The organism is Novacetimonas sp. GS1 (assembly GCF_036686925.1).
In the GTDB taxonomy this organism is placed as follows: domain Bacteria; phylum Pseudomonadota; class Alphaproteobacteria; order Acetobacterales; family Acetobacteraceae; genus Novacetimonas; species Novacetimonas hansenii.
In genome coordinates this window covers 1639146-1660059 of sequence record NZ_VSZP01000001.1, presented here as the reverse complement: position 1 = coordinate 1660059, position 20914 = coordinate 1639146, and the positions used below count along the sequence as shown (strand labels likewise).

Genomic DNA, 20914 nt, shown 5'->3' with positions numbered 1-20914 from the left:
ACAAAACATAAACATCTGCCGACTGGTGGCATTTATGCCCCCGGTCTGCCGGATATATTCCTCTTTACCTGTCATTACACCCCTTACGGCTGAACAATAGCAGTCTGCCGCCATTTTTTGCATATCTTTAATTGACCGCCCATGAAATCCCATGATATCCCACATAGACCCAGTGAAGTTGAGTGAAGGAAGCACCTTTCACCCGCGCCGGGCACGGTCTCGGACCTTCTGTAATTCATGCCGGGGAGGGCATCGCGCAGCGTGAGTGTATTCCTTGGCACGCATCAGAACCGGCTGGATGCCAAGGGGCGGGTCTCCATCCCGTCGGCTTTCCGCGCGACGCTGCGCACCCTTTCACGGGCGGGCGAACCGCTGGTCATCATGCGCCCGTCCCATCTGCATCCCTGCCTCGAAGCATGGCCAAGCGCCTCATTCTCCGCACTTGCGCGCCCGCTGGACGAAGTGGACATCTTTTCCGAGGACCATGACGACCTTGCCACCGCGCTCTATGCCGATGCCTATCCCATCGACGCGGACAAGGAAGGACGCATCCTGCTGCCTGAAACACTGCGTGCGCACGCCAACCTGACCGAACAGGTCACGTTCATGGGGCTGGGACGCATCTTTCAGGTATGGGACCCCGACGCCGCGGCGCAGCGCCGGGACGAGGCGCGCACACGGGCGCGGGCACTGACATCGGGCAGGAAGACGGCCGCCTCCCCACCGGAAGGATCGGCATGACCACGACGCCCCCCACCCCACCCCGCATTGATGGCGGCCACATACCGGTCATGCTGGCAGAGGTGCTCTGTGACCTCGCACCGCGTGATGGCGCGACCTACCTCGACGGGACGTTTGGCGGCGGCGGATATGCGCGCGCCATCCTGTCGGCCGCGGAATGCACGCTGTGGGCCATCGACCGCGATCCCGCCGCCATCGCACGTGGCGCGGCGCTGGCCACGTCCTTCCCCGACGGGCAGGAACAGTCGCGCCTGCGCCTGATCAAGGGCGGGTTCGGGGACATGGCCTCCCTCCTCGCCGCGCGTGGGGTGGATGCACTTGATGGCGTGGTGCTTGACCTTGGGGTCTCCTCCTATCAGATCGACCAGCCCGAGCGCGGATTCTCCTTTCGCATGGACGGGCCGCTGGACATGCGCATGGGGGACGAGGGCACGACCGCCGCCGATGTCGTCAACCGCTATCAGGAAAGCGAACTGGCCGACATCATCTATACCTATGGCGAGGAACGGATGTCGCGCCGGGTGGCGCGCGCCATTGTCGCGGCAAGGGCGGAAAACCCGATCACCACCACGGCGGCGCTGGCGGACATCGTGCGTTCGGTCGTGCGGGCGGACCGTTCGGGCATCGACCCCGCGACGCGCACGTTCCAGGGCCTGCGCATTTATGTGAATGACGAACTGGGGCAGATCGAACGCGGGCTGGAACAGGCGCTTGGCCTGCTGGCGCCGGGCGGGCGGCTGGTGGTCGTGTCCTTTCATTCGCTGGAGGACCGGTTGGTAAAGCTTGCGATGAACCGCGCATCAGGCCGCATGCCCGGCCCTTCACGCCACGACCCGGGCGCCGCCATGCAGAGTACGCAACGCCCCGCCTTCCGCCTTGTCCGCAACAAGGCCATCCGCCCGTCGGATACGGAATGCCGCCATAATCCGCGCGCACGCAGCGCGCGGCTGCGCACGGTCGAACGCGTCATGACATTCCCGGACACGGATTCCGCCACATACATGGGACAGCAGCAATGATCCGCATCATCACGCTTTTATGCGCCCTCATGACGGCGGGGTCCGGGCTGTTCCTGTATACCAAGAAACAGCAGACTTCCGCGCTGGACCAGAAGATCGCACAGATCGTGATGCAGACCGAACGCACGCGTGACCAGACGGCCATGCTGCGCGCGGAATGGACGATGCTGAACCAGCCCGACCGGCTGCATGTCCTGGCCGAACGTTATGACCCGACGCTGCGCCCTGTGGCGCCAACGCAATTCGTACAGATGGCCGCCCTGGGTTCACATCTGCCCACGCCGGGATCCACGCCCATTGCACCGGCCAACCCGCGTGCGAATATGGGTATCTCCCTTGCTGCGGACCACATGACCGTCACCACGCCCGACCCCGTGCCGCATCCCCATGCCGCGCCCATGGTGATGGCGCAGGCCAGTACCCCGCGACCGCCCGTGATGTCGCCATCCCCCACGCCGGTGACACGCCATGCGCAACCCGCCCGTGTGGAGGCCGCCCGTGTGGAGGCCACCGCCCTGCATGCCGACCGACCGGAACATGACGTGCCAAAGCCCGCGCCACGTCCGGTTGAACGTCCCGCCACCGTCATGGCGGAGAATGAGGCCCCGGCCCACCTGCCCGCACGCGTGACCCACACGGCGGCCCCCACCCATGACGTCGTGCTGGCCAGCACCCATGTCGCGCCCTATCGTTACCATCCCGCGCATGAAGTGTCGGATGCGGCATGGCATCCGGCAGACACACTTTCCTCCGTCCGTGGCGGGGGTGGCAGTTCGCTGGCCAATTCCCGTACGTCCGCCCTTCCCCCGCCCGTACCCGTCAGCAACTGACGACGGTCGCTTCCGCTGCCGGATACCGTCGGTGACATGAACGATACGCCCCGCCCGCCCAGCCAGGATACACATACGGACAGTTCCCGCCCCACAGGCGGGACTTTGCGCATGAACATGGCACGCTACAAAACGGACACCCGCCTGCTGGTCGTGGCGGGGGTTTTCTGCGTGCTGTTCGGCGCGGTGGGCGTGAAGCTGAGCATTGCGACGATCATCATGCCGCTTGCCCCACAGCAGCACCAGATCGCGCCACAGGTTCCGCCCATCCCCAAAAGCGACCCGAAGGGCATGGTGGCCAACGACATCGTCCTGCCGCAGGTGCATCGGGCCTCCATCGTGGATCGCAACGGCCAGGCGCTGGCGATTTCCCTGCCGGTGGCGCAGGTTTATGCCAACCCGCAGGAAATGATCGACCCGCAGGACGCCACACGCAAGCTCAAGCAGGTACTCCCCCATATTGATGCGGCGGAAACCCTGCGCCGCCTGTCATCGGCACGGCAGTTTGTTTATCTGGCGCGTGACATTTCGCCGGCAGAGGAACTGGCGATCAATAACCTGGGCATTCCCGGAATCTATTTCGAACCGGGTGAACGCCGTCGCTATCCCATGGGGCGCGTCGCGGCGCAGATCATGGGCGGGGTGGACATCGACGACCATGGCGTCGCCGGAGTGGAACGGTTCTTTGACAAGCGCCTCGACAGTAACCGCGCGCCGCTCACGCTCTCGCTCGACGTCCGGGTGCAGAATGTGGTCCATGATGAACTGCAATCGGCCATGGATACATTCCAGGCGATCGGCGCATGCGCCATCGTGATGGATGTACGCAATGGGGAGATCATCGCCATGGTCAGCCTGCCTGACTATGACGCCAATGATTTCGGCCATGCCCCCGCCGACGCCCGCTTCAACCGCGCGGTGACGGGCATGTATGAACCCGGCTCCACCTTCAAGCTGCAGACGACGGCCATGGCGCTGCAGGATGGGGTCGCGCACATATGGGACCGTTTTTCCAGCGTGCCGATCAAGGTCGGGCGCTTCACCATTTCCGACATGAAAAACGACCATTTCGACCCGTGGCTTTCCCTGCCAGAGGTCATGGCCCATTCCTCCAACCCTGCGGCGGCGCATATCGCGCTTGATGCGGGGGCGGCGCGCCAGCAGGACTGGCTGCGCAACATGGGCTTTTTCGCGCGCGTTCCCATCGAACTGCCCGAGGCCGGGCACCCCATTATCCCTTCCACGCGCAACTGGGGTGTTTCCACTGTCATGACCGTCGCCTTCGGACATGGCGTGGCAGAACCTCCCCTGGCCATCGTGCGCGGCACGGCGGCGACGGCCAATGGTGGCTTCCTGCTCAAACCCACGCTGCTGCTGCATGACCAGGACAGGACGCCGGGCGGCACCCCCGTGCCCGATACGGACATGGCGGCACAGACCCCGGATGCACAACGCCTGATCTCGGCGGAAAATTCATCCATCCTGCGCAAGATCCTGCGCCTTGACGTGACCAAGGGCACGGGCGACCGGGCGGAATCCGCAGGCTATTACGTGGGGGGCAAGACGGGTACGGCCGAAAAGATCGGCGCGCATGGCGGCTATCTTAAGCATGTTAACGTTTCGGCCTTTACCGGCATATTCCCGATGAATGCACCGCGTTATGCGGTCTATGTCATGCTCGACAGTCCCAAACCGACGGCACAGACACATGGATGGACCACGGCGGGATGGAACGCCGCGCCGACGGCATCGCATATCATCACCCGCATCGCACCGATGATGGGCCTGTTCCCCGACACCGCGCATCAGGAGGCGATCGAGAATTCCCTGTTCATCCCGATGCGCCCGCCCGTCCCGCATGGATATCGCGCGCTGGGTCCGGGGAATGATCCTGGCACCATGCACCTGCATGAAAGCGAGGGCAGTCGCCATGGCAGCCATCATGGGACAGGGGAAATGACGTCCGAAGCGGGGCATTTGGCGCGCATGCATGCCGCACGGGACGAACGCGAAGGGGCCATGCCGTTAAAGAAGCGGCAGGAACGGGGATAGATATGAAACTGACGACAGCACTGCACCGCGCGGGCCTTCCGACGGATGGCTGCGGCCATGACCCGGAAGTCAGCGGGATCACGGCCGACAGCCGGCAGGTGCGCCCGCGCATGATCTTCGCCGCCATCGCGGGCAACCGCGCCGATGGCCGCGCCTTTATTACGCAGGCGCTGCAACAGGGTGCGTGCGCCATCATTTCGACACCGGATGCCTGCGCTGCGGTGCGGCAGGCGGGACATGACATTGCATGCATCGCAACCGACGACCCGCGCCACGCCCTGTCAGTGATGGCGGCAGCGCTGATGCCCGCGATGCCCGGCCATGTTGTCGCCGTGACCGGCACGAATGGCAAGACGAGTACGGTCGAATTCGTGCGCCAGATCTGGCAGCATCAGGGACATGCCGCCGCGAGCATCGGCACGCTTGGCATCATCTCCCCCACCGTGCCCGCGCTGTCGGGACCATCGCTGACGACACCCGATGGCGTGACAATGGCGCTGACGCTTGGCACCCTGCATGAACATGGGGTGGATGACATCGCCATTGAGGCCTCCTCCCATGGCCTTGCACAGCGCCGCCTTGACGGGGTGCCCCTTGCCGCTGCCGGGTTCAGCAACCTGACGCGCGATCACCTTGATTACCATGGTGACATGGACAGCTATCGCGCGGCAAAGCTGCGCCTGTTCGATACGCTGCTGCCGCCGGGTGGCCTGGCGGTGGCCAACGCGGACATGGAGGGCGCAACGCTGGAGGCGCTGCGCGCCATTGCCGTGAAACGGGGGCTGGACCTGCGGCTGGTGGGGGAAGGCGGGGATGCGATCCGCCTGCTGCGCGTGACCCCGCGCCCGGATGGGCAGGTGCTGGATGTGGAATGCAATGGCACGCGGCATGAGGTCGCCACACGGCTGCCCGGACGTTACCAGGTGGATAACATGCTTCTGGCCGCCGGGCTTGCGGCGAGCAGCAGGGATATGATGTCCGCGGCCATCAACTGCCTTCCCGCCCTTGTCGGCGTGCGCGGGCGGATGGAACATGCCGTGACCCTGCCCAACGGGGCGGCGGTTTATGTTGATTACGCCCATACGCCCGACGCGCTGGAACGGCTGTTGCTGTCCTTGCGGCCACATGCGTCGGGACGGCTGGTGGCGGTATTTGGCGCAGGTGGCGACCGTGACCGGGGTAAACGGCCATTGATGGGCGCGGTTGCGGGGCGCCTGGCCGATATGGCCATCGTCACCGATGACAACCCCCGTACGGAGGATGCAGCAGCCATCCGGCGCGAGGTCATGGCGGGCGCGCCGGACGCCAGCGATATCGGCGGGCGCAGGCAGGCAATTGCCGAGGGGCTGTCGCGGCTCAAGGCCGGGGACGTGATGGTCGTCGCGGGCAAGGGCCATGAACAGGGGCAGACGGTCGGTACGACGGTCCTGCCCTTTGACGATGTTTCCGTCATCCGCGAACTGGCGAACGCCCCATGACCGCCCCCATCCTGTGGACCGGCACCGAACTCCTCACGGCGACGGGCGGGCATTTCCGCGCGTCCGCCCACCCCGGCGCGGCATCGTGCGAGGGTCTGCGCGCAACCGGTGTTTCCATCGACACGCGGACACTGGCGGCAGGTGACATCTTCGTCGCACTGGTGGGGGAAAACTCCGACGGGCATGCGCACATCGCCCGCGCACTGGATGCTGGTGCGGCCGTTGTGATCGCCCATCGCGATCCCGGCGTGGATGACGCGCGCATCTTGCTGGTGGATGACACGCTGGCCGCGCTCAACGCCATGGCGGCATTTGCGCGCACGCGGTTCGCGGGCCGGATGATCGCCGTGACCGGCAGCGTGGGCAAGACCACCACCAAGGACATGCTGCGCCATGCGCTGGGCGCGTGCGGGCCGACCCATTGGGCGGTTGCGTCTTACAACAATCACTGGGGTGTGCCGCTCACACTGGCGCGCCTGCCTGCGTCGGCCATGTTCTGCGTGTGTGAAGTGGGCATGAACAACCCTGGCGAAATCGCCCCTCTGGCACAGATGGTGCGGCCTGATGTCGCGGTCATCACGACCATCACCGGGGCGCATCTGGGACATATGGGCAGTCTGGAGGCCATCGCGCGTGAAAAGTCGGACCTGATCGCGGCCCTGCCGCAGGACGGGGTGGCGATCGTGCCCGATGACGTGACGGGCATGGCCATCTTCGCCACACAGGCCCGTAACCATGGCGCGCGCCTGTGGACGGCGGGCACGCACCCCGGCAGCACGGCGCGGATGGAAGATTTCCAGCGCCGCCCCGATGGTGGTGCGTTCCGTGCCCTGATCGACGGATGGTCGGGCACGGTCGACCTGCATGCACCAGGCCGCCATATGGCGGGCAATGCGCTGGTTGCGCTGACGGCGGCATACGCGGTGGGGGCGGACATGGTATGCGCGGTGCGGGGCCTTGCGGATTTCCGCCCCGGGGCCGGACGCGGGGCGATCACCCCCATACTGCACGGGCAGGCAAGCCTGCTTGATGAAAGCTACAACGCGTCGGTCGCCTCGATCCGCGCGACGCTTGATGTCCTGGGGCAGGTCCCGGCACGGCGGCGTATCGCAGTGCTTGGCGACATGCTCGAACTGGGCGCGTTTGCGCGTGACCAGCATGAATCCCTTCTTCCAGATGTCCGCGAACATGCGGACCTTGTTTTTTGTTGCGGCCCGAACATGAAATATCTCTTTGATCTCCTGCCCCCCTCCCGACGTGGTGCATGGGCACCCGATGCCGCGACCCTTGCCCCACAGGTGCGCGCGGCGATGCGCGCGGGTGACGCCATCCTTGTCAAAGGCAGCCTCGGGCTGAAGATGCGCCAGGTGGTCGATGCCCTGAACACCCTTGGCACGCATGATGACGCGCGGGGGCGCGCCTGATGCTTTATGACCTGTTCCAACGCCACGCGGCGGGCCATGTCTCGGTCCTTAACCTGTTCCACTACATCACCTTCCGCGCCGGGGCCGCATGCCTGACGGCGCTGGTGCTCAGCCTCATGCTGGGGAACCCGCTGATTGCGCGCCTGCGCCGTATCCAGCGCGGCGGACAGCCCATCCGCACACTGGGGCCGGAACGCCATCTGGTGGAAAAGGCCGGGACCCCCACCATGGGGGGGGTCCTGATCCTTGTCTCCCTGCTGGGATCGACGCTGTTGTGGGCTGACCTGACGAACGGGTTCGTCTGGGCGGTCATGACCATCACCCTTGCGTTCGGCGCGGTCGGCTTTGCCGATGATTACCTCAAGCTGTCGCGGCGCAACACCGACGGCGTGTCCATGCGCATGCGTCTGGGCTGTGAATTCGCGGTCTCCCTGATTGGCGGGATCTGGATCGAGGGGCTGATGCCACCGGACCTTGCGAACCACCTTGCCTTCCCCTTCGTCAAAGACCTGCTGCTGCCGCTGGGCTATGCCTTTCCGGTGTTCGCGATGATTACGATCACGGGCTTTGGCAATGCGGTCAATTTCACCGACGGGCTGGACGGACTGGCGATCGTGCCCGTAACCATCGCGGCACTGGTCTTCGCGCTGATTTCCTATCTGGTGGGCAATCATATCTTTGCCGATTACCTGCAACTCCATGCCGTGCCGGGCACCGGGGAACTGGGGATCTTCTGCTCCGCGCTGGTGGGGGCGGGGCTGGGATTCCTGTGGTTCAACGCGCCACCTGCCGCAGTGTTCATGGGGGATACCGGATCACTCGCCCTTGGCGGGGCGTTGGGGGCCGTGGCGGTTGCGGTCAAGCATGAACTGGTGCTGTGCATCGTCGGTGGGCTGTTCGTGATCGAGACGTTTTCGGTCATCATCCAGGTCTTCTGGTACAAGCGTACCGGGCGCCGGGTTTTCCTGATGGCGCCCCTGCATCATCACTTTGAGAAAAAGGGATGGCCTGAATCCAAAATCGTCATACGCTTCTGGATCGTTTCCATTGTGCTGGGACTGTGTGGCCTTGCCACACTGAAACTGAGATGAACATATTTCCCACCGACCTGTTCACCGGACAACACATCGCCGTGCTGGGCCTTGGCCGCAACGGCATGGCCGCTGCCCGTGCGCTGGGCGCGATGGGGGCACGGGTGCAGGCGTGGGACGATACGTTGTCGGGACATGCCCCCCCTGACGCCCCTGCGGGCGTCAGCTTTGCCCCACTGGTGGACATGTCGGGGTTCGATGCGCTGGTGATGTCACCCGGCATCCCGCACATCCTGCCGGCCCCCCATCCGGTGGCGGCGATGGCGCGCGCGGCGGGGGTGCCGATCGTGTCGGATGCGGAATTCCTGTTCCGCGCCGTCCGCCGTGCGGGATCGCATGCACGGTTCGTGGGGGTGACCGGCACCAATGGCAAATCCACGACCACCGTTCTGCTGGCCCATCTGCTGGATCATGCCGGCAGTCCCGCCATTGCCGGTGGCAATCTTGGCCCTGCGGCCCTGTCACTGCCCTTATTGCCCGATAATGGTGTCTATGTTCTTGAAATGTCATCGTACATGCTCGAACGCCTCGACAGGATGCATTTCGATGCGGCCTGCCTGCTGAACCTGACACCCGACCATCTGGACCGGCATGGGGACATGGCGGGCTATAGCCGTGCAAAGCTGCATATCTTCGACCGTCAGGGCGCGGGCGATCTTGCCGTACTGGGCGATACGTTGCCGGATTGCGTCAGACTGACGGCGGATCTGCGGGCACGCGGCATCGACGTGATGGTGGCTGGCGGGGGGGCCGATGCACCGGACATGTCGGTTCACGACGGGCTGCTGCGTGACCGTACGGGCGTGATTGCCGACCTTGCGCACGCCCCTTCCCTGCCCGGCGCGCATAATGCGGAAAATGCCGCCACCGCGACGGCCATTGCGCTGTGGCTGGGCTGTCCCCGCACCGTCATCGGGGCCGCCATGGCATCGTTCGACGGGCTTGCCCACCGGCAGAAAACCATCGGCACAATTGACGGCATCCGTTTCATTGATGACAGCAAGGCCACAAACGCGGATGCCGCCGCACGCGCGATGTCGTGTCATGAGCGCATGATCTGGATCGCGGGCGGAATTGCCAAGGCAGGCGGGATCGCAGATCTTGTCCCCCTGTTCGATCGTGTGGCGCATGCGTTCCTGATCGGGCGCGATGCCCCCGAACTGGCGCACACACTGCGCGAACAGGGGGTCGCCCATACCATTGTCGGCACGCTGGACCATGCGGTGCCCGCCGCCCTGTCGGCCGCGCGCACGCTTCATACCCCTGTGGTGCTGCTCTCGCCTGCATGTGCGAGCTTTGACCAGTTCACAGGGTTCGAGGCACGCGGCCAGCACTTTGCCGGGCTTGTCAGCGCACTGGCGGCGGATGCGCACGCCCCGCGACGGGATGGGGCATAATGGCGGCACTGTCACGTATCAACACATCGCCCATGGCGCGGTGGTGGCGCAATGTGGACCGCGTCACCCTGATCTGCGTGGGTATCCTGATCGGGTTCGGCTATATCCTGATGCTGGCGGCAAGCCCGGCCGTGGCGGTGCGTATCGGCGCATCACGCGACATGTTCATCTTCAAACAGGTGTGCTTCCTGCTGCTTGCCGCGGCCATCGTGATCGGCACATCGCTGCTGTCGATACGCACGATAAAGGTGGTGGGTGCCGTGGGATTCGTGCTGGGCATCATGGCCACCGCGCTGACACTGGTACATGGGATCGAGATCAAGGGCGCACGGCGCTGGATCGCATTGCCGATGATGTCGGTACAGCCGTCCGAGTTCCTAAAGCCCTTCTTTGCCGTGGTGACGGCATGGCTGCTGACGGAACGGCAGAAACGTAAATTCTTTCCCGGCATGCTGATTGCGCTCGGCCTGTTCGGGATTGTGCTGCTGCTGCTGAAGTCACAGCCCGACATCGGGATGCTCAGCGTCATTACGACCGTCTTCATCACGCAGCTTTTCGTCGATGGGCTCAGCCTGTTCCTCGTGGCGGGTGGCGTGGGATGCATGATCGCGGCCTTTATCGGCGCCTATGCCGTTTTCCCCCATGTCCGTTCCCGCGTGGAGCGCTTCCTCCACCCCGAGGTGGGCGACCATTACCAGATCGACACCGCCCTGCGCGCCTTTGGCAATGGCGGGCTGCTGGGCCGTGGTCCGGGCGAAGGGCGCGTAAAGGACCTGTTGCCTGATGCACATGCCGACTTTGTCTTCGCCGTCGCGGGGGAGGAATTCGGCATGATCGTATGCATGTTCATCATCGGGGTCTTTGCCGTGATCGTCATTCGCGCGCTGCTCAAGCTCCTGCGTGAAAACGATCCTTTCATCGTCATCGCCACGACCGGGCTGGTGACGGGCTTCGGGTTGCAGGCATTCGTGAACATGGGATCGACGCTGCACCTGATCCCGACCAAGGGCATGACGCTGCCCTTCATTTCATATGGCGGTTCGTCCGCCATGTCCGTTGCCCTGACGATCGGCATGGTCCTTGCGCTGACACGTACGCGCGTCAACACCAACGACAGCCAGTTCGGGCCATCCACGCCCGCGTTCCTGAACCGGAGAGCCCGCCCATGACCCGCCCGCGCCCCATCATCATCGCAGCCGGCGGCACGGGGGGGCATTTCTTCCCGGCGGAGGCATTGGCAAGTGAACTGGTCCGGCGCGGGCACGAGGTCGGCCTAATGACCGACCGCCGCGCGGGCATCCGTGAAAAGGGGATTTTCGCCGGCCGGCAGCAGTTCGTCCTGCCCGGCGCGGGAATTGCCGGACGTGGCGCGGTACGCGCCGCGCGCGCCGCCCTGGCGCTGGCGCACGGGACATGGCGCGCGCGCGCGATCCTGCGCGGGCTGCAACCTGCGGCGGTCGTGGGATTCGGGGGGTATCCTTCCGTCCCGCCCCTTCTGGGTGCGCACCTGATGGGCAGGGACCGGCCGCTGATATTCCTTCATGAAGGAAACGCGGTCATGGGCCGGGCGAATGCATTCCTGTCACGCTGGGCGCGGGCGATCGCAACCTCCTTCCCCACCGTGGCTGGCCTGCCCCCGGGCGTTCCCGTCACCGAAACGGGCATGCCGGTACGCCCCGATATCGCAACGGTGCATGACGTGCCCTATCACCCCTCAAGCGGCGTGATAAGACTGCTGGTCTGGGGCGGATCACTTGGCGCGCGCATCTTCAGCGATATCGTCCCCGCAGCCCTTGCGACGCTGCCCCCGCCGCTGCGTGCGCGCATCGAGGTCACACAACAGGTCCGCCCCGAGGATATGGAGCGTGTGCGCGCGGCCTATGGCGCCTGTGCCATCCCGGCGTCCGTCGCGCCGTTCCTTGACAACGTGCCCGACCTGCTGCGTGACGCGCATCTGGTGATCGGACGCGCCGGCGGATCATCGGTGGCAGAGGTAACGGTCGCGGGACGTCCTGCGATTCTCGTGCCGCTGCCCATCGCCGCCAGTGACGAACAGAGCGCGAATGCCCGCGCGCTGGTCGCCGCGGGCGCGGCATGGATGATCCCGCAGGCCGAACTTACCCCCGACAGGCTGGCGGCGATGCTGGTGGAACTGCTGGGTGATCGCGATGCGCTGGCGCGTGCCGCCACGGCCGCGCGCGCGATTGGACGCCCCGACGCCGCCGCACGTTTGGCGGACATGATAGAAGGATGCTTGCATCCCATGGCCAGTGCCGCCTAATCCGGCAGAGCGAAGACGGAGACTGATACATAATGAGAGCCCTGCCCCTTTCCATTGGCACCATCCACTTTGTCGGCATAGGCGGCATCGGCATGTCCGGCATTGCCGAGGTGCTGCATATGCTGGGTTACGCGGTACAGGGGTCCGACATCGCCGAAAGCGCCAATGTCGCACGCCTGCGCGCGTCGGGCATCCCGGTCACGATCGGCCATGACGCCGCCAACCTTGGCGCGGCGCAGGTGGTCGTGACCTCCACCGCCGTGCAACGCGACAACCCCGAAGTACTGGCCGCGCGCGCGCGCCTGATCCCGGTTGTGCGCCGTGCGGAAATGCTGGCCGAACTGATGCGCCTGCGCTGGTCCGTCGCGGTTGGCGGCACACATGGCAAGACCACGACCACCAGCCTTGTCGCCGCCGTGCTGGAGGCTGCGAAGCTGGACCCCACCGTCATCAATGGCGGCATTATCGAGGCCTATGGCACCAATACCCGCATGGGGTCGGGCGACTGGATGGTGGTGGAAGCAGACGAAAGCGACGGCTCCTTCCTGCGCCTGCCCTCCGTCATCACCGTGGTGACGAACATGGACCCCGAACATCTGGACCATTGGGGCACGGAAGAGGCGATGCAGGCGGCATATGACCAGTTCGTCTCCAACATCCCGTTCTATGGCTTTGCCGTTCTGTGCATCGACCATCCCGCCGTGCAGCAGATGATCCCGCGCCTGTCGGACCACCGGATCGTCACCTACGGCTTTTCCCCGCAGGCCGACATCCGCGCGGAAAAGGTCATTACCGACAAGCTTGGCGCCACGTTCGAGGTGGTCGTCACCAGCCGCAACCGCAACCGTTCACGCCGCGCGGGGCCGTTCCGCCTGCCGATGCTGGGCCATCACAATGTCCAAAACGCGCTGGCGGCCATCGCGGTGGGCGTGGAAATGGAAATTGACGATGCGACAATCCGTTCCGCCTTTGCCGCGTTCAAGGGGGTAAAGCGCCGGTTCACCCGCACGGGGGAAACGGGCGGCATCACCGTGATCGATGATTACGGCCACCACCCCGTGGAGATCGCCGCCGTCCTGAAGGCGGCGCGCCAGGCGGGGGCGAACAATGTCATCGCGGTGATGCAGCCGCACCGGTATTCGCGACTGCAGAGCCTGTTTAACGAATTCTGCACATGCATGAACGATGCTGGCACCGTCATCATCGCCGACGTATATGCCGCAGGCGAACAGCCGATAGAAGGAATGGACCGCGATGCCCTGGTCGAGGGCCTGCGTGAACGCGGGCACCGTTCCGTCGTGCCCCTGCCCGGGCCGGAACATCTTGCTGAAATGATCAATGCAATCGCCCGCCCCGGTGATTTCGTGGTCTGCCTTGGCGCGGGGTCGATCACCCACTGGGCGCAGGCCCTGCCGGGGCAGCTTGCCGAACTGCAATCCGCCCCGTCCGCCCCGGCGGCGCACAAGGGGGAAGATGCGGCGTAATGACACAGGCTGCAACTGGCGCACCTGCCGCCCCCACCCCCGTACAATGGCGCGAGGACCTGATCCGTGCGCTGGTGGATTTCCGCGGGCGCCTCACGCCTGATGCCCCGCTGGGGCCACGGACATGGTTCCGCGTGGGCGGGGCGGCGGAACTGCTGGTGCAGCCGGCCGATGCACGCGACCTCGCCCTTGCGCTGCGCCATATCCCGCTGGAGGTGCCGGTACGCGTGCTTGGCGCCTGTTCGAACACCATCATCCGCGATGGCGGCATTGATGGCGTGGTCATCCGCCTGGGTCGTGGCTTTGCCGACATCGCGCATGACGGCAACGGGCTGATCGCAGGGGCCGCATGCCTGGACATGACGGTGGCGGAACATGCCGCAACCTGCGGCCTTGCGGGGATGGAATTCCTTGCGGGCATCCCCGGCGCGCTAGGCGGGGCGGTGTCCATGAACGCGGGGGCCTATGGCTCGGACATTTCCAACATCCTTGACTGGGTGGAAATCATCACCCGCGATGGCGAGGCCCTGCGCCTGCCGGGCGGGGCGCTGAAGTTCAGCTACCGCCATGCCCTTGTGCCACAGGGGGCCGTGGTGGTGCGCACGCGCCTGTGCGGGCAACCGTCGAACGGCACGGCCATCCGCGAACGCATCGCACAGATCCGCGCCGCGCGCGAAGCGGCACAGCCCGTGCGTGCGCGTACCGGGGGGTCCACCTTTCGCAATCCCGCGCCGGACATATCGGACCGCAAGGCATGGGAACTGATCGATGCGGCAGGATGCCGGGGGCTGACGCTCGGCGGGGCGCAGGTCAGCGAGAAACACTGCAACTTCCTGCTCAATACCGGCGCTGCCACCGCCGCGGAGCTGGAGGAACTGGGCGAGAGGGTGCGCGCGCGCGTGCGCGAACATACCGGCGTGACCCTTGAATGGGAAATCCGACGGATCGGGCGGCCCGCCGCACATCCCCCCGAACAGCACCCGGACAAGGAGACGCCGGGCAAGGAGACGACAGCATGACACGACAGAATATCTCCGTCCTGATGGGGGGCATGTCGGCGGAACGCGAGGTCAGCCTGAAATCCGGTGCAGGTGTGACGGACGCGCTGCGCTCACTTGGCTATCCGGTGCGGCAGGTCATCGCGGGTGAGGATTTGGGCGCGCTTGTCTCCGAACTTACAACGCACCGCCCCGATGTCGTGTTCAATGCATTGCATGGCAGGTTTGGGGAGGACGGGTCCATACAGGGCGTGCTGGACTGGATGGGCATTGCCTATACCCATTCCGGGGTCCGTACCTCTGCCGTTGCGATGGACAAGGCGGCGGCACGTGCCGTGTTCACGGCGGCGGGCCTGCCGGTGGCGCGCGGGATGGTCGTTGCCATGTCGGAACTGGAGGCTGCGGACCCCCTGCCCGTGCCATATGTCATAAAGCCGCTGAACGAAGGGTCATCCGTCGGGGTGCATATCATCCGCGCGGGTGCGAACACCCGCGCCAGCATCGCCCGGTCATGGCGGTTTGGAACTTCCGCACTGGTTGAGGAGTTCATACCTGGACGCGAACTGACAGTAGGTGTGATGGGCGACCGGGCGCTGACCGTAACCGACATCACGCCACGCGATGACGGCGGGAACGGCTTTTATGATTATGACGCCAAGTACCAGCAGGGCGGGTCATCGCATGTACTGCCCGCGCGCATCCATCCCGATGCGTTCGAACACGCCCGCGCGCTCGCGCTTGCGGCGCATCGGGCGCTGGGATGCCGGGGGGCGTCACGCACCGATTTCCGTTATGACGATACCCGCGATCCCGACGGGGCCGGACGCCTGGTCATACTGGAGACCAATACACAGCCCGGCATGACCGAAACCTCGCTTCTGCCGGAACAGGCGGCGGCATGTGGCGTGGCCTATCCGCAGCTATGCCAGTGGCTGGTGGAACAGGCGACCTGTCGTACATGAAGCGGGCGGCCGACAACCTGAATGACCGCCCATCGCGGCTGTCCATCTTCGTACGTCGGCAGAAGCGGCTGATCCGTCCTGCGCTGCTTACCTTCGTGCTGTGCGCCGTGGGGGCAGGATGTGTCGCATTCGCCCATCGCCTGGGGTCGGATGAACGTTTTGCCCCCTTACGTGCACGCATTGTCAACATGCTGCCGCTGCGTATCACGAACATCACGGTCACGGGCAACGAACTGACGGGGGATGACGCCCTTCAGGATGCGCTTGGCGTGCGCAGGGGGGACTTCATCCTCGGCTTCTCGCTCAATGCCGCGCGGCAACGGATCGACGCCCTGCCGTTCGTGGACCATTCCGTGATCGAACGCCACCTGCCCGATACGATCATCATCCACCTGATCGAACGCCGCCCCTTTGCGGTATGGCAGAACCACGGGCATTTCATGCTGATCGACCGCGAAGGCAACCAGGTGCGCGATCAGGGAATGACCGGCAAGGATGCACAGGCGTTCATGCAGCTTCCGCTGGTGGTCGGGCCGGACGCCAACATTGCCGCGGCCGCGCTGATGGATGAACTCTCCGCGCAACCGGAAGTACGTGCCCATGTCGCGGCGGCCGTACGCGTGGGGCAACGACGGTGGAACCTGACACTGCGCGACGGCACGGTCGTACTCCTGCCCGAAGGGGAAGAAGTCCCCGCGCTCAGGCGGCTGGCGCAGATGCAGCAGGACATGCGCATTCTCGAACGTCCCGTCCTCTCCATCGACATGCGCCTGCCCGACCGCCTGATCATCCGCGAGCCCCCGCACCCCGCAGGCAATGACAATACGCCCCCCGGCACGGCAGCCCCCAGCGGGTTGCCCGCCCCAGACATGCCATGGACCCGCCCGGACATGGCCAATGTGCGGAGACGTGCATGAGTAACCTGATCATCCGCCCCGATCCCCCCACCGCCCCACAGCGTACGCCCGCCGTACCCGCTGTACCAGCCCTGCGGCAGGCTGCCCCGGTTCCCGCCCTGCCGAACACGGCACGGCGCGACCGGCGCGCGGTGACGAACATCATCCCGATGGCGGAGGACCGCCCCCAGCGCAAGCTGCGTTCCGGCCTGTTCAGCGTGCTGGACATCGGTTCGACCAAGATCGTGTGCCTGATTGGCAAGGGGGAGCCGGACGGATCGCTGCGGGTGCTTGGCCACGGGTGGCGCCGCTCGCACGGCGTGCGCTGTGGCGGGATTGTCGACCTCAAGGAAGCAGAAGCCGCGATACGTGCCGCCGTAGGACAGGCCGAAGACATGGCGACCCTGCGCAAGGACGAGATTTTCATCAACCTGTCATGCGGCCATCCCGAAAGCCGCCACCTCAACATCCGCTGGCCCATCGGCGGGCGCGAGATCGGGGACGCGGACATGCGCCGGATCACGACCGAAGGACGCATGCGTGCCCTGACGGAAGGGCGTTCGGCCATCCATACGCTGCCGCTGGATTACGCCGTGGACGAAACGCAGGGCGTGCCTGACCCGCGCGGCCACCTGTGCGATCACCTCTCCGCGCGCATGCATGTGATCGACGCCAACACCACGGCGCTGCGCAATGTGGAGGCAGTGCTGTCGCGTGTGGACCTGACGATCGCGGGCATGGTCTCGGCCCCGCTGGCATCCGGCCTTGCCGTCCTGAATGAGGAGGAGCGCGACCTTGGCGTCACGGTGGTGGATATGGGCGGGGGCACCACCTCCATCGCCGTATTCAGCGAAGGCAGGCTGATCCATACCGCCAGCATCCCCATCGGCGGTCAGCACATCACGCGTGACATTGCCCATGGCCTGTCCACCTCCATCGACAATGCGGAACGGCTGAAGACCATGCACGGGTCAGCCGAAATCTCCTCCGGCGATGATCAGGAAATGGTGCTGGTGCAGCTTATTGGCGACAACGACCATCATTATGTCAGAATTCCCCGCTCTAGGATCGTCTCCATCATTCATCCGCGCGTGGAGGAAACACTGGAAATGGTCAATGACCGCCTGGAAATGGCCGGGCTGGGGCCTGCCGCCGATGGGCGTGTCGTCCTGACGGGTGGCGGTTCCCTGCTGGAGGGAATCGGCCCGATGGCGGCGCGTGTCCTTAACCGGCGCGTCCGACTTGGTCATCCACGCCATATCCATGGCCTGCCGGAAAACCCGGCGACATGGCCAATGTTTGCGACGTCCGCCGGTCTGCTTGCATGGGCGGCAGGTGCGGGCGACGCGCTGAACGATACGGGAATCAGCGATGTACGCCCGACCGGCCTGTTCCGACGTTTCGTCGATTTCATCCGCGACAGGGTATGATATTAACGATAAAGTCTTTATTTAATACCCGATAAGCAAGCGCACAATGCGCGCCCCCATCCACCCATCCCTCGCCTTCGGGAGCCGACCATGACCCTGAATCTGACCATCCCGCAGCAGAACCATTCGGATTTCACCCCACGCATAACGGTGTTCGGGGTTGGCGGCGGTGGCACCAATGCCGTTGACAACATGATCAACATGCAGTTGCAGGGCGTGGAATTCGTGGTGGCCAACACCGATGCGCAGCAATTGTCCCACAGCAAGGCCGATCGTCGCATCCAGCTTGGCCCTCATCTGACGCAGGGGCTTGGCGCGGGGGCAAAACCCGAAATCGGGCGGGCCGCAGCCGAAGAAGCATGCGACGAACTGTCGCGCCATCTGGATGGCGCGCACATGATCTTCATCACCGCCGGGATGGGGGGTGGCACGGGCACGGGGGCGGCGCCGGTCATCGCCCGCATGGCGCGCGAACGCGGCATCCTGACGGTGGGCGTCGTGACCAAGCCCTTCACCTTCGAAGGTGGCCGCCGTGCCAAGTCGGCGGATGCGGGGATTGCCGAACTCCAGCAGTTTGTCGATACGCTCATCGTCATTCCCAACCAGAACCTTTTCCGGCTGGCCAATGAACGCACCAGTTGGCAGGACGCGTTCAAGATGGCCGACAACGTCCTGTATATGGGCGTACGTGGCGTGACCGACCTGATGATGGCGCCGGGGCTGGTCAACCTCGACTTTGCCGACATCCGCACGGTCATGGCGGAAATGGGCAAGGCCATGATGGGCACGGGCGAGGCGGAGGGTGAAAATCGCGCCATCGCCGCCGCCGAAGGGGCGATTTCCAACCCGCTGCTCGAAGACACGTCGATGGGTGGCGCGCAGGGCCTGCTGATCAACATCACGGGGGGCGAGGACCTGACCCTGTTCGAGGTGGATCAGGCCGCCAACCGCATCCGCGAGGAAGTGGCGGACGACGCCAACATCATCTTTGGTTCCGCGATCGACCCGAACCTGAATGGCCGCATCCGCGTATCCGTGGTGGCGACAGGCATCGAAAGCGCGACGGACCACGCCAAGGCCGCCGCCGCGGCACCGCCGCCACCCGCGGCAACCCCTGTGGCAGAAAGCGCGCAGCAGCAGCCCCCCGCCCCGGCACAGGCGACGGCACAGGCGGCACCGCCCGCCACGCCCCCCATGGGACAGCAGCCCCCCGCCGCCCCGCCGATGGGGGCGGCAACACCGCAACATCTGTCCGCCGGGGCCACACCGCTGCGTCAGCCCAACATGCCCCCTTCGGCCCCGTCCCCGCATACGGTGCCACAACAGGTGGCACAGGCGCAGCGCGGGTCGCCGCGTTCATCGCTGTTTTCCGATGGGGCCAAGGCCACCGTCACCGAACCGCAGCAGCCGCAGCGCAACCTGTTCGGCATCGTTACCGGCGCGCTGCGCCGCCGTTCGGCCACCCCGCAGCAGCCTGAACCACAGGCAGCCCCCCCGGCCCAGGCGGAGCGGACCGAACCATCCCTGCCGCAGGGGCAGTCACGCCCCCCCCAGGGTGGTAGCGCACCACAGGGCAGCGCCCCCCCACAGGGCAACGGCGGCACGCCTGATGACAATGGCCTCGACATTCCCGCATTCCTGCGTCGCGGATAATCGAAAAAAACACCAGCCGGGCATGGCGTTGCAGAATGTAACACCATGCCCGGCCATGTTTTTTCACGTGTCTGGACATGGTAACGCTTGGCAATAATCATTGACTGGTGAAACCGGACACGTCGGGCCTACTATTCCCTCACCTGCTCCGTAGCCAACATATTCACCTGTATCGAGGGATGCGCACAATGGATGGCATGTCGATAGGTCCGCGTGAACTTAGCGATTCGTGCGTTACCGAAACGGTCATGCCCCGGCCCGATGCGCCTGATGCCATGTGGCAGCACACGTTGCGCCGCCCCATCAGCAGCATCGGCACGGGCCTGCATACCGGGCGGCGCATTGCGCTGTCTCTGGCCCCCGCCCCCGTCGATACGGGCATCATTTTCCGTCGCACCGACCTTGATGGCCGCATCATCCCTGCCGTTTACGACCATGTGGTCGATACGCGGCTCAGTACGGTTATTGGTGATGCGGCGCCGTCTTCGCCCCTGCGGGTGGCGACCATCGAACACCTGATGTCCGCCCTGTGCGGATGCGGGATCGACAATGCGTATATCGACCTCGATGGACCAGAAGTGCCGGTCTTTGATGGTTCGGCATCCGAATTCATGTTCCTTCTGGACTGCGCCGGGCGTGAACGTCAGGCCGCCGCCCGCCCCACGCTGGAGATCCTGCGCACCGTGCGGGTGGAGGACGGGGACGCGTTCGCCGAACTGTCCCCCCCCACGACCGATGGCCTGACCATCAGCATGTCGATCGAATTTGCGGCACCGGCCATCGGGCGGCAGATATTTTCCGCACGGGTCTGTGCCTCCTCGTTCCGGCGTGACCTTGAAAACTGCCGCACATTTACCCTGCGCCACGAAATTGATGCGCTGCATGCGGCGGGGCTTGCACGGGGGGGGTCACTGGAAAACGCAATCGTTGTCGATGGCGACCGCATCCTCAACCCCACCGGCTTGCGCAGGCCGGACGAATTCGTGCGCCACAAAGTGGTTGATGTGATTGGCGATCTTTACCTGTCCGGCGCGATGATCCACGGCGATTTTCATGGGCATAAATCAGGGCATACCCTGAACAACCGCCTGTTGCGGGCATTGATGGCCGATACGACCGCATGGCGCCTGCATGGCGCCCCCCTGCACAAGGGGCAGATCGGTCGCGTCGCCGCATGA

General features: G+C 65.1%; 17 protein-coding genes. All 17 read left to right on the top strand.

All coding sequences use genetic code 11. The features are described 5' to 3' along the window. Positions 1–261: 261 nt before the first annotated feature. Positions 262–741: a division/cell wall cluster transcriptional repressor MraZ gene (gene mraZ, locus FYB92_RS07610; RefSeq protein ID WP_003620548.1), complete on the top strand. Its 480-nt coding sequence runs from the start codon at positions 262–264 to the stop codon at positions 739–741. Further along, entirely contained in the window at positions 738–1760 is a 1023-nt protein-coding gene (rsmH, locus tag FYB92_RS07605; RefSeq protein WP_003620553.1) for a 16S rRNA (cytosine(1402)-N(4))-methyltransferase RsmH, read from the top strand. Before mraZ ends, rsmH begins: the two co-directional genes overlap by 4 nt. Further along, complete coding sequence (locus FYB92_RS07600; RefSeq protein ID WP_062809041.1) at positions 1757–2590, top strand: hypothetical protein; 834 nt, start codon at positions 1757–1759, stop codon at positions 2588–2590. Before rsmH ends, FYB92_RS07600 begins: the two co-directional genes overlap by 4 nt. Positions 2591–2626: 36 nt before the next feature. Continuing rightward, positions 2627–4642 carry a penicillin-binding protein 2 gene (locus FYB92_RS07595; protein WP_003620557.1) on the top strand — a complete coding sequence of 672 codons (2016 nt, stop codon included), beginning with the start codon at positions 2627–2629 and terminating at the stop codon, positions 4640–4642. Between the two features lie 2 nt (positions 4643–4644). After that, complete coding sequence (locus FYB92_RS07590; RefSeq protein ID WP_062809042.1) at positions 4645–6120, top strand: UDP-N-acetylmuramoyl-L-alanyl-D-glutamate--2,6-diaminopimelate ligase; 1476 nt, start codon at positions 4645–4647, stop codon at positions 6118–6120. Further along, complete coding sequence (murF, locus tag FYB92_RS07585) at positions 6117–7544, top strand: UDP-N-acetylmuramoyl-tripeptide--D-alanyl-D-alanine ligase (protein ID WP_332828418.1); 1428 nt, start codon at positions 6117–6119, stop codon at positions 7542–7544. The genes FYB92_RS07590 and murF overlap by 4 nt, the downstream gene beginning before the upstream one ends. After that, positions 7544–8635 carry a phospho-N-acetylmuramoyl-pentapeptide-transferase gene (gene mraY / locus FYB92_RS07580; RefSeq protein ID WP_003620564.1) on the top strand — a complete coding sequence of 364 codons (1092 nt, stop codon included), beginning with the start codon at positions 7544–7546 and terminating at the stop codon, positions 8633–8635. Before murF ends, mraY begins: the two co-directional genes overlap by 1 nt. After that, positions 8632–10032, top strand: coding sequence for a UDP-N-acetylmuramoyl-L-alanine--D-glutamate ligase (murD, locus tag FYB92_RS07575; protein ID WP_332828417.1), 1401 nt, complete (start codon positions 8632–8634; stop codon positions 10030–10032). Before mraY ends, murD begins: the two co-directional genes overlap by 4 nt. Then, positions 10032–11201, top strand: a complete 1170-nt coding sequence (locus FYB92_RS07570) for an FtsW/RodA/SpoVE family cell cycle protein (RefSeq protein ID WP_003620568.1) — start codon at positions 10032–10034, stop codon at positions 11199–11201. The genes murD and FYB92_RS07570 overlap by 1 nt, the downstream gene beginning before the upstream one ends. Further along, positions 11198–12313 (top strand): undecaprenyldiphospho-muramoylpentapeptide beta-N-acetylglucosaminyltransferase, encoded by a 1116-nt coding sequence (gene murG, locus FYB92_RS07565; RefSeq protein ID WP_062809046.1) that lies wholly within the window; start codon positions 11198–11200, stop codon positions 12311–12313. Before FYB92_RS07570 ends, murG begins: the two co-directional genes overlap by 4 nt. A gap of 32 nt (positions 12314–12345) precedes the next feature. Beyond that, positions 12346–13797, top strand: coding sequence for a UDP-N-acetylmuramate--L-alanine ligase (gene murC / locus FYB92_RS07560; RefSeq protein ID WP_003620573.1), 1452 nt, complete (start codon positions 12346–12348; stop codon positions 13795–13797). Next, the gene (gene murB / locus FYB92_RS07555) at positions 13797–14816 is read left to right on the top strand and encodes a UDP-N-acetylmuramate dehydrogenase (protein ID WP_003620575.1); all 1020 of its coding nucleotides are present in this window, start codon (positions 13797–13799) and stop codon (positions 14814–14816) included. Before murC ends, murB begins: the two co-directional genes overlap by 1 nt. Then, a complete protein-coding gene (locus tag FYB92_RS07550) occupies positions 14813–15757 on the top strand; it encodes a D-alanine--D-alanine ligase (RefSeq protein ID WP_062809047.1) in 945 nt (314 codons plus the stop codon). The genes murB and FYB92_RS07550 overlap by 4 nt, the downstream gene beginning before the upstream one ends. After that, on the top strand, positions 15754–16674 hold the full coding sequence (locus FYB92_RS07545) for a cell division protein FtsQ/DivIB (RefSeq protein ID WP_332828416.1): 921 nt from the start codon (positions 15754–15756) through the stop codon (positions 16672–16674). The genes FYB92_RS07550 and FYB92_RS07545 overlap by 4 nt, the downstream gene beginning before the upstream one ends. Beyond that, entirely contained in the window at positions 16671–18083 is a 1413-nt protein-coding gene (gene ftsA / locus FYB92_RS07540) for a cell division protein FtsA (RefSeq protein WP_052955185.1), read from the top strand. The genes FYB92_RS07545 and ftsA overlap by 4 nt, the downstream gene beginning before the upstream one ends. A gap of 90 nt (positions 18084–18173) precedes the next feature. Further along, positions 18174–19736 (top strand): cell division protein FtsZ, encoded by a 1563-nt coding sequence (gene ftsZ, locus FYB92_RS07535; RefSeq protein WP_332828415.1) that lies wholly within the window; start codon positions 18174–18176, stop codon positions 19734–19736. A gap of 188 nt (positions 19737–19924) precedes the next feature. Further along, entirely contained in the window at positions 19925–20914 is a 990-nt protein-coding gene (gene lpxC, locus FYB92_RS07530) for a UDP-3-O-acyl-N-acetylglucosamine deacetylase (RefSeq protein WP_062809911.1), read from the top strand.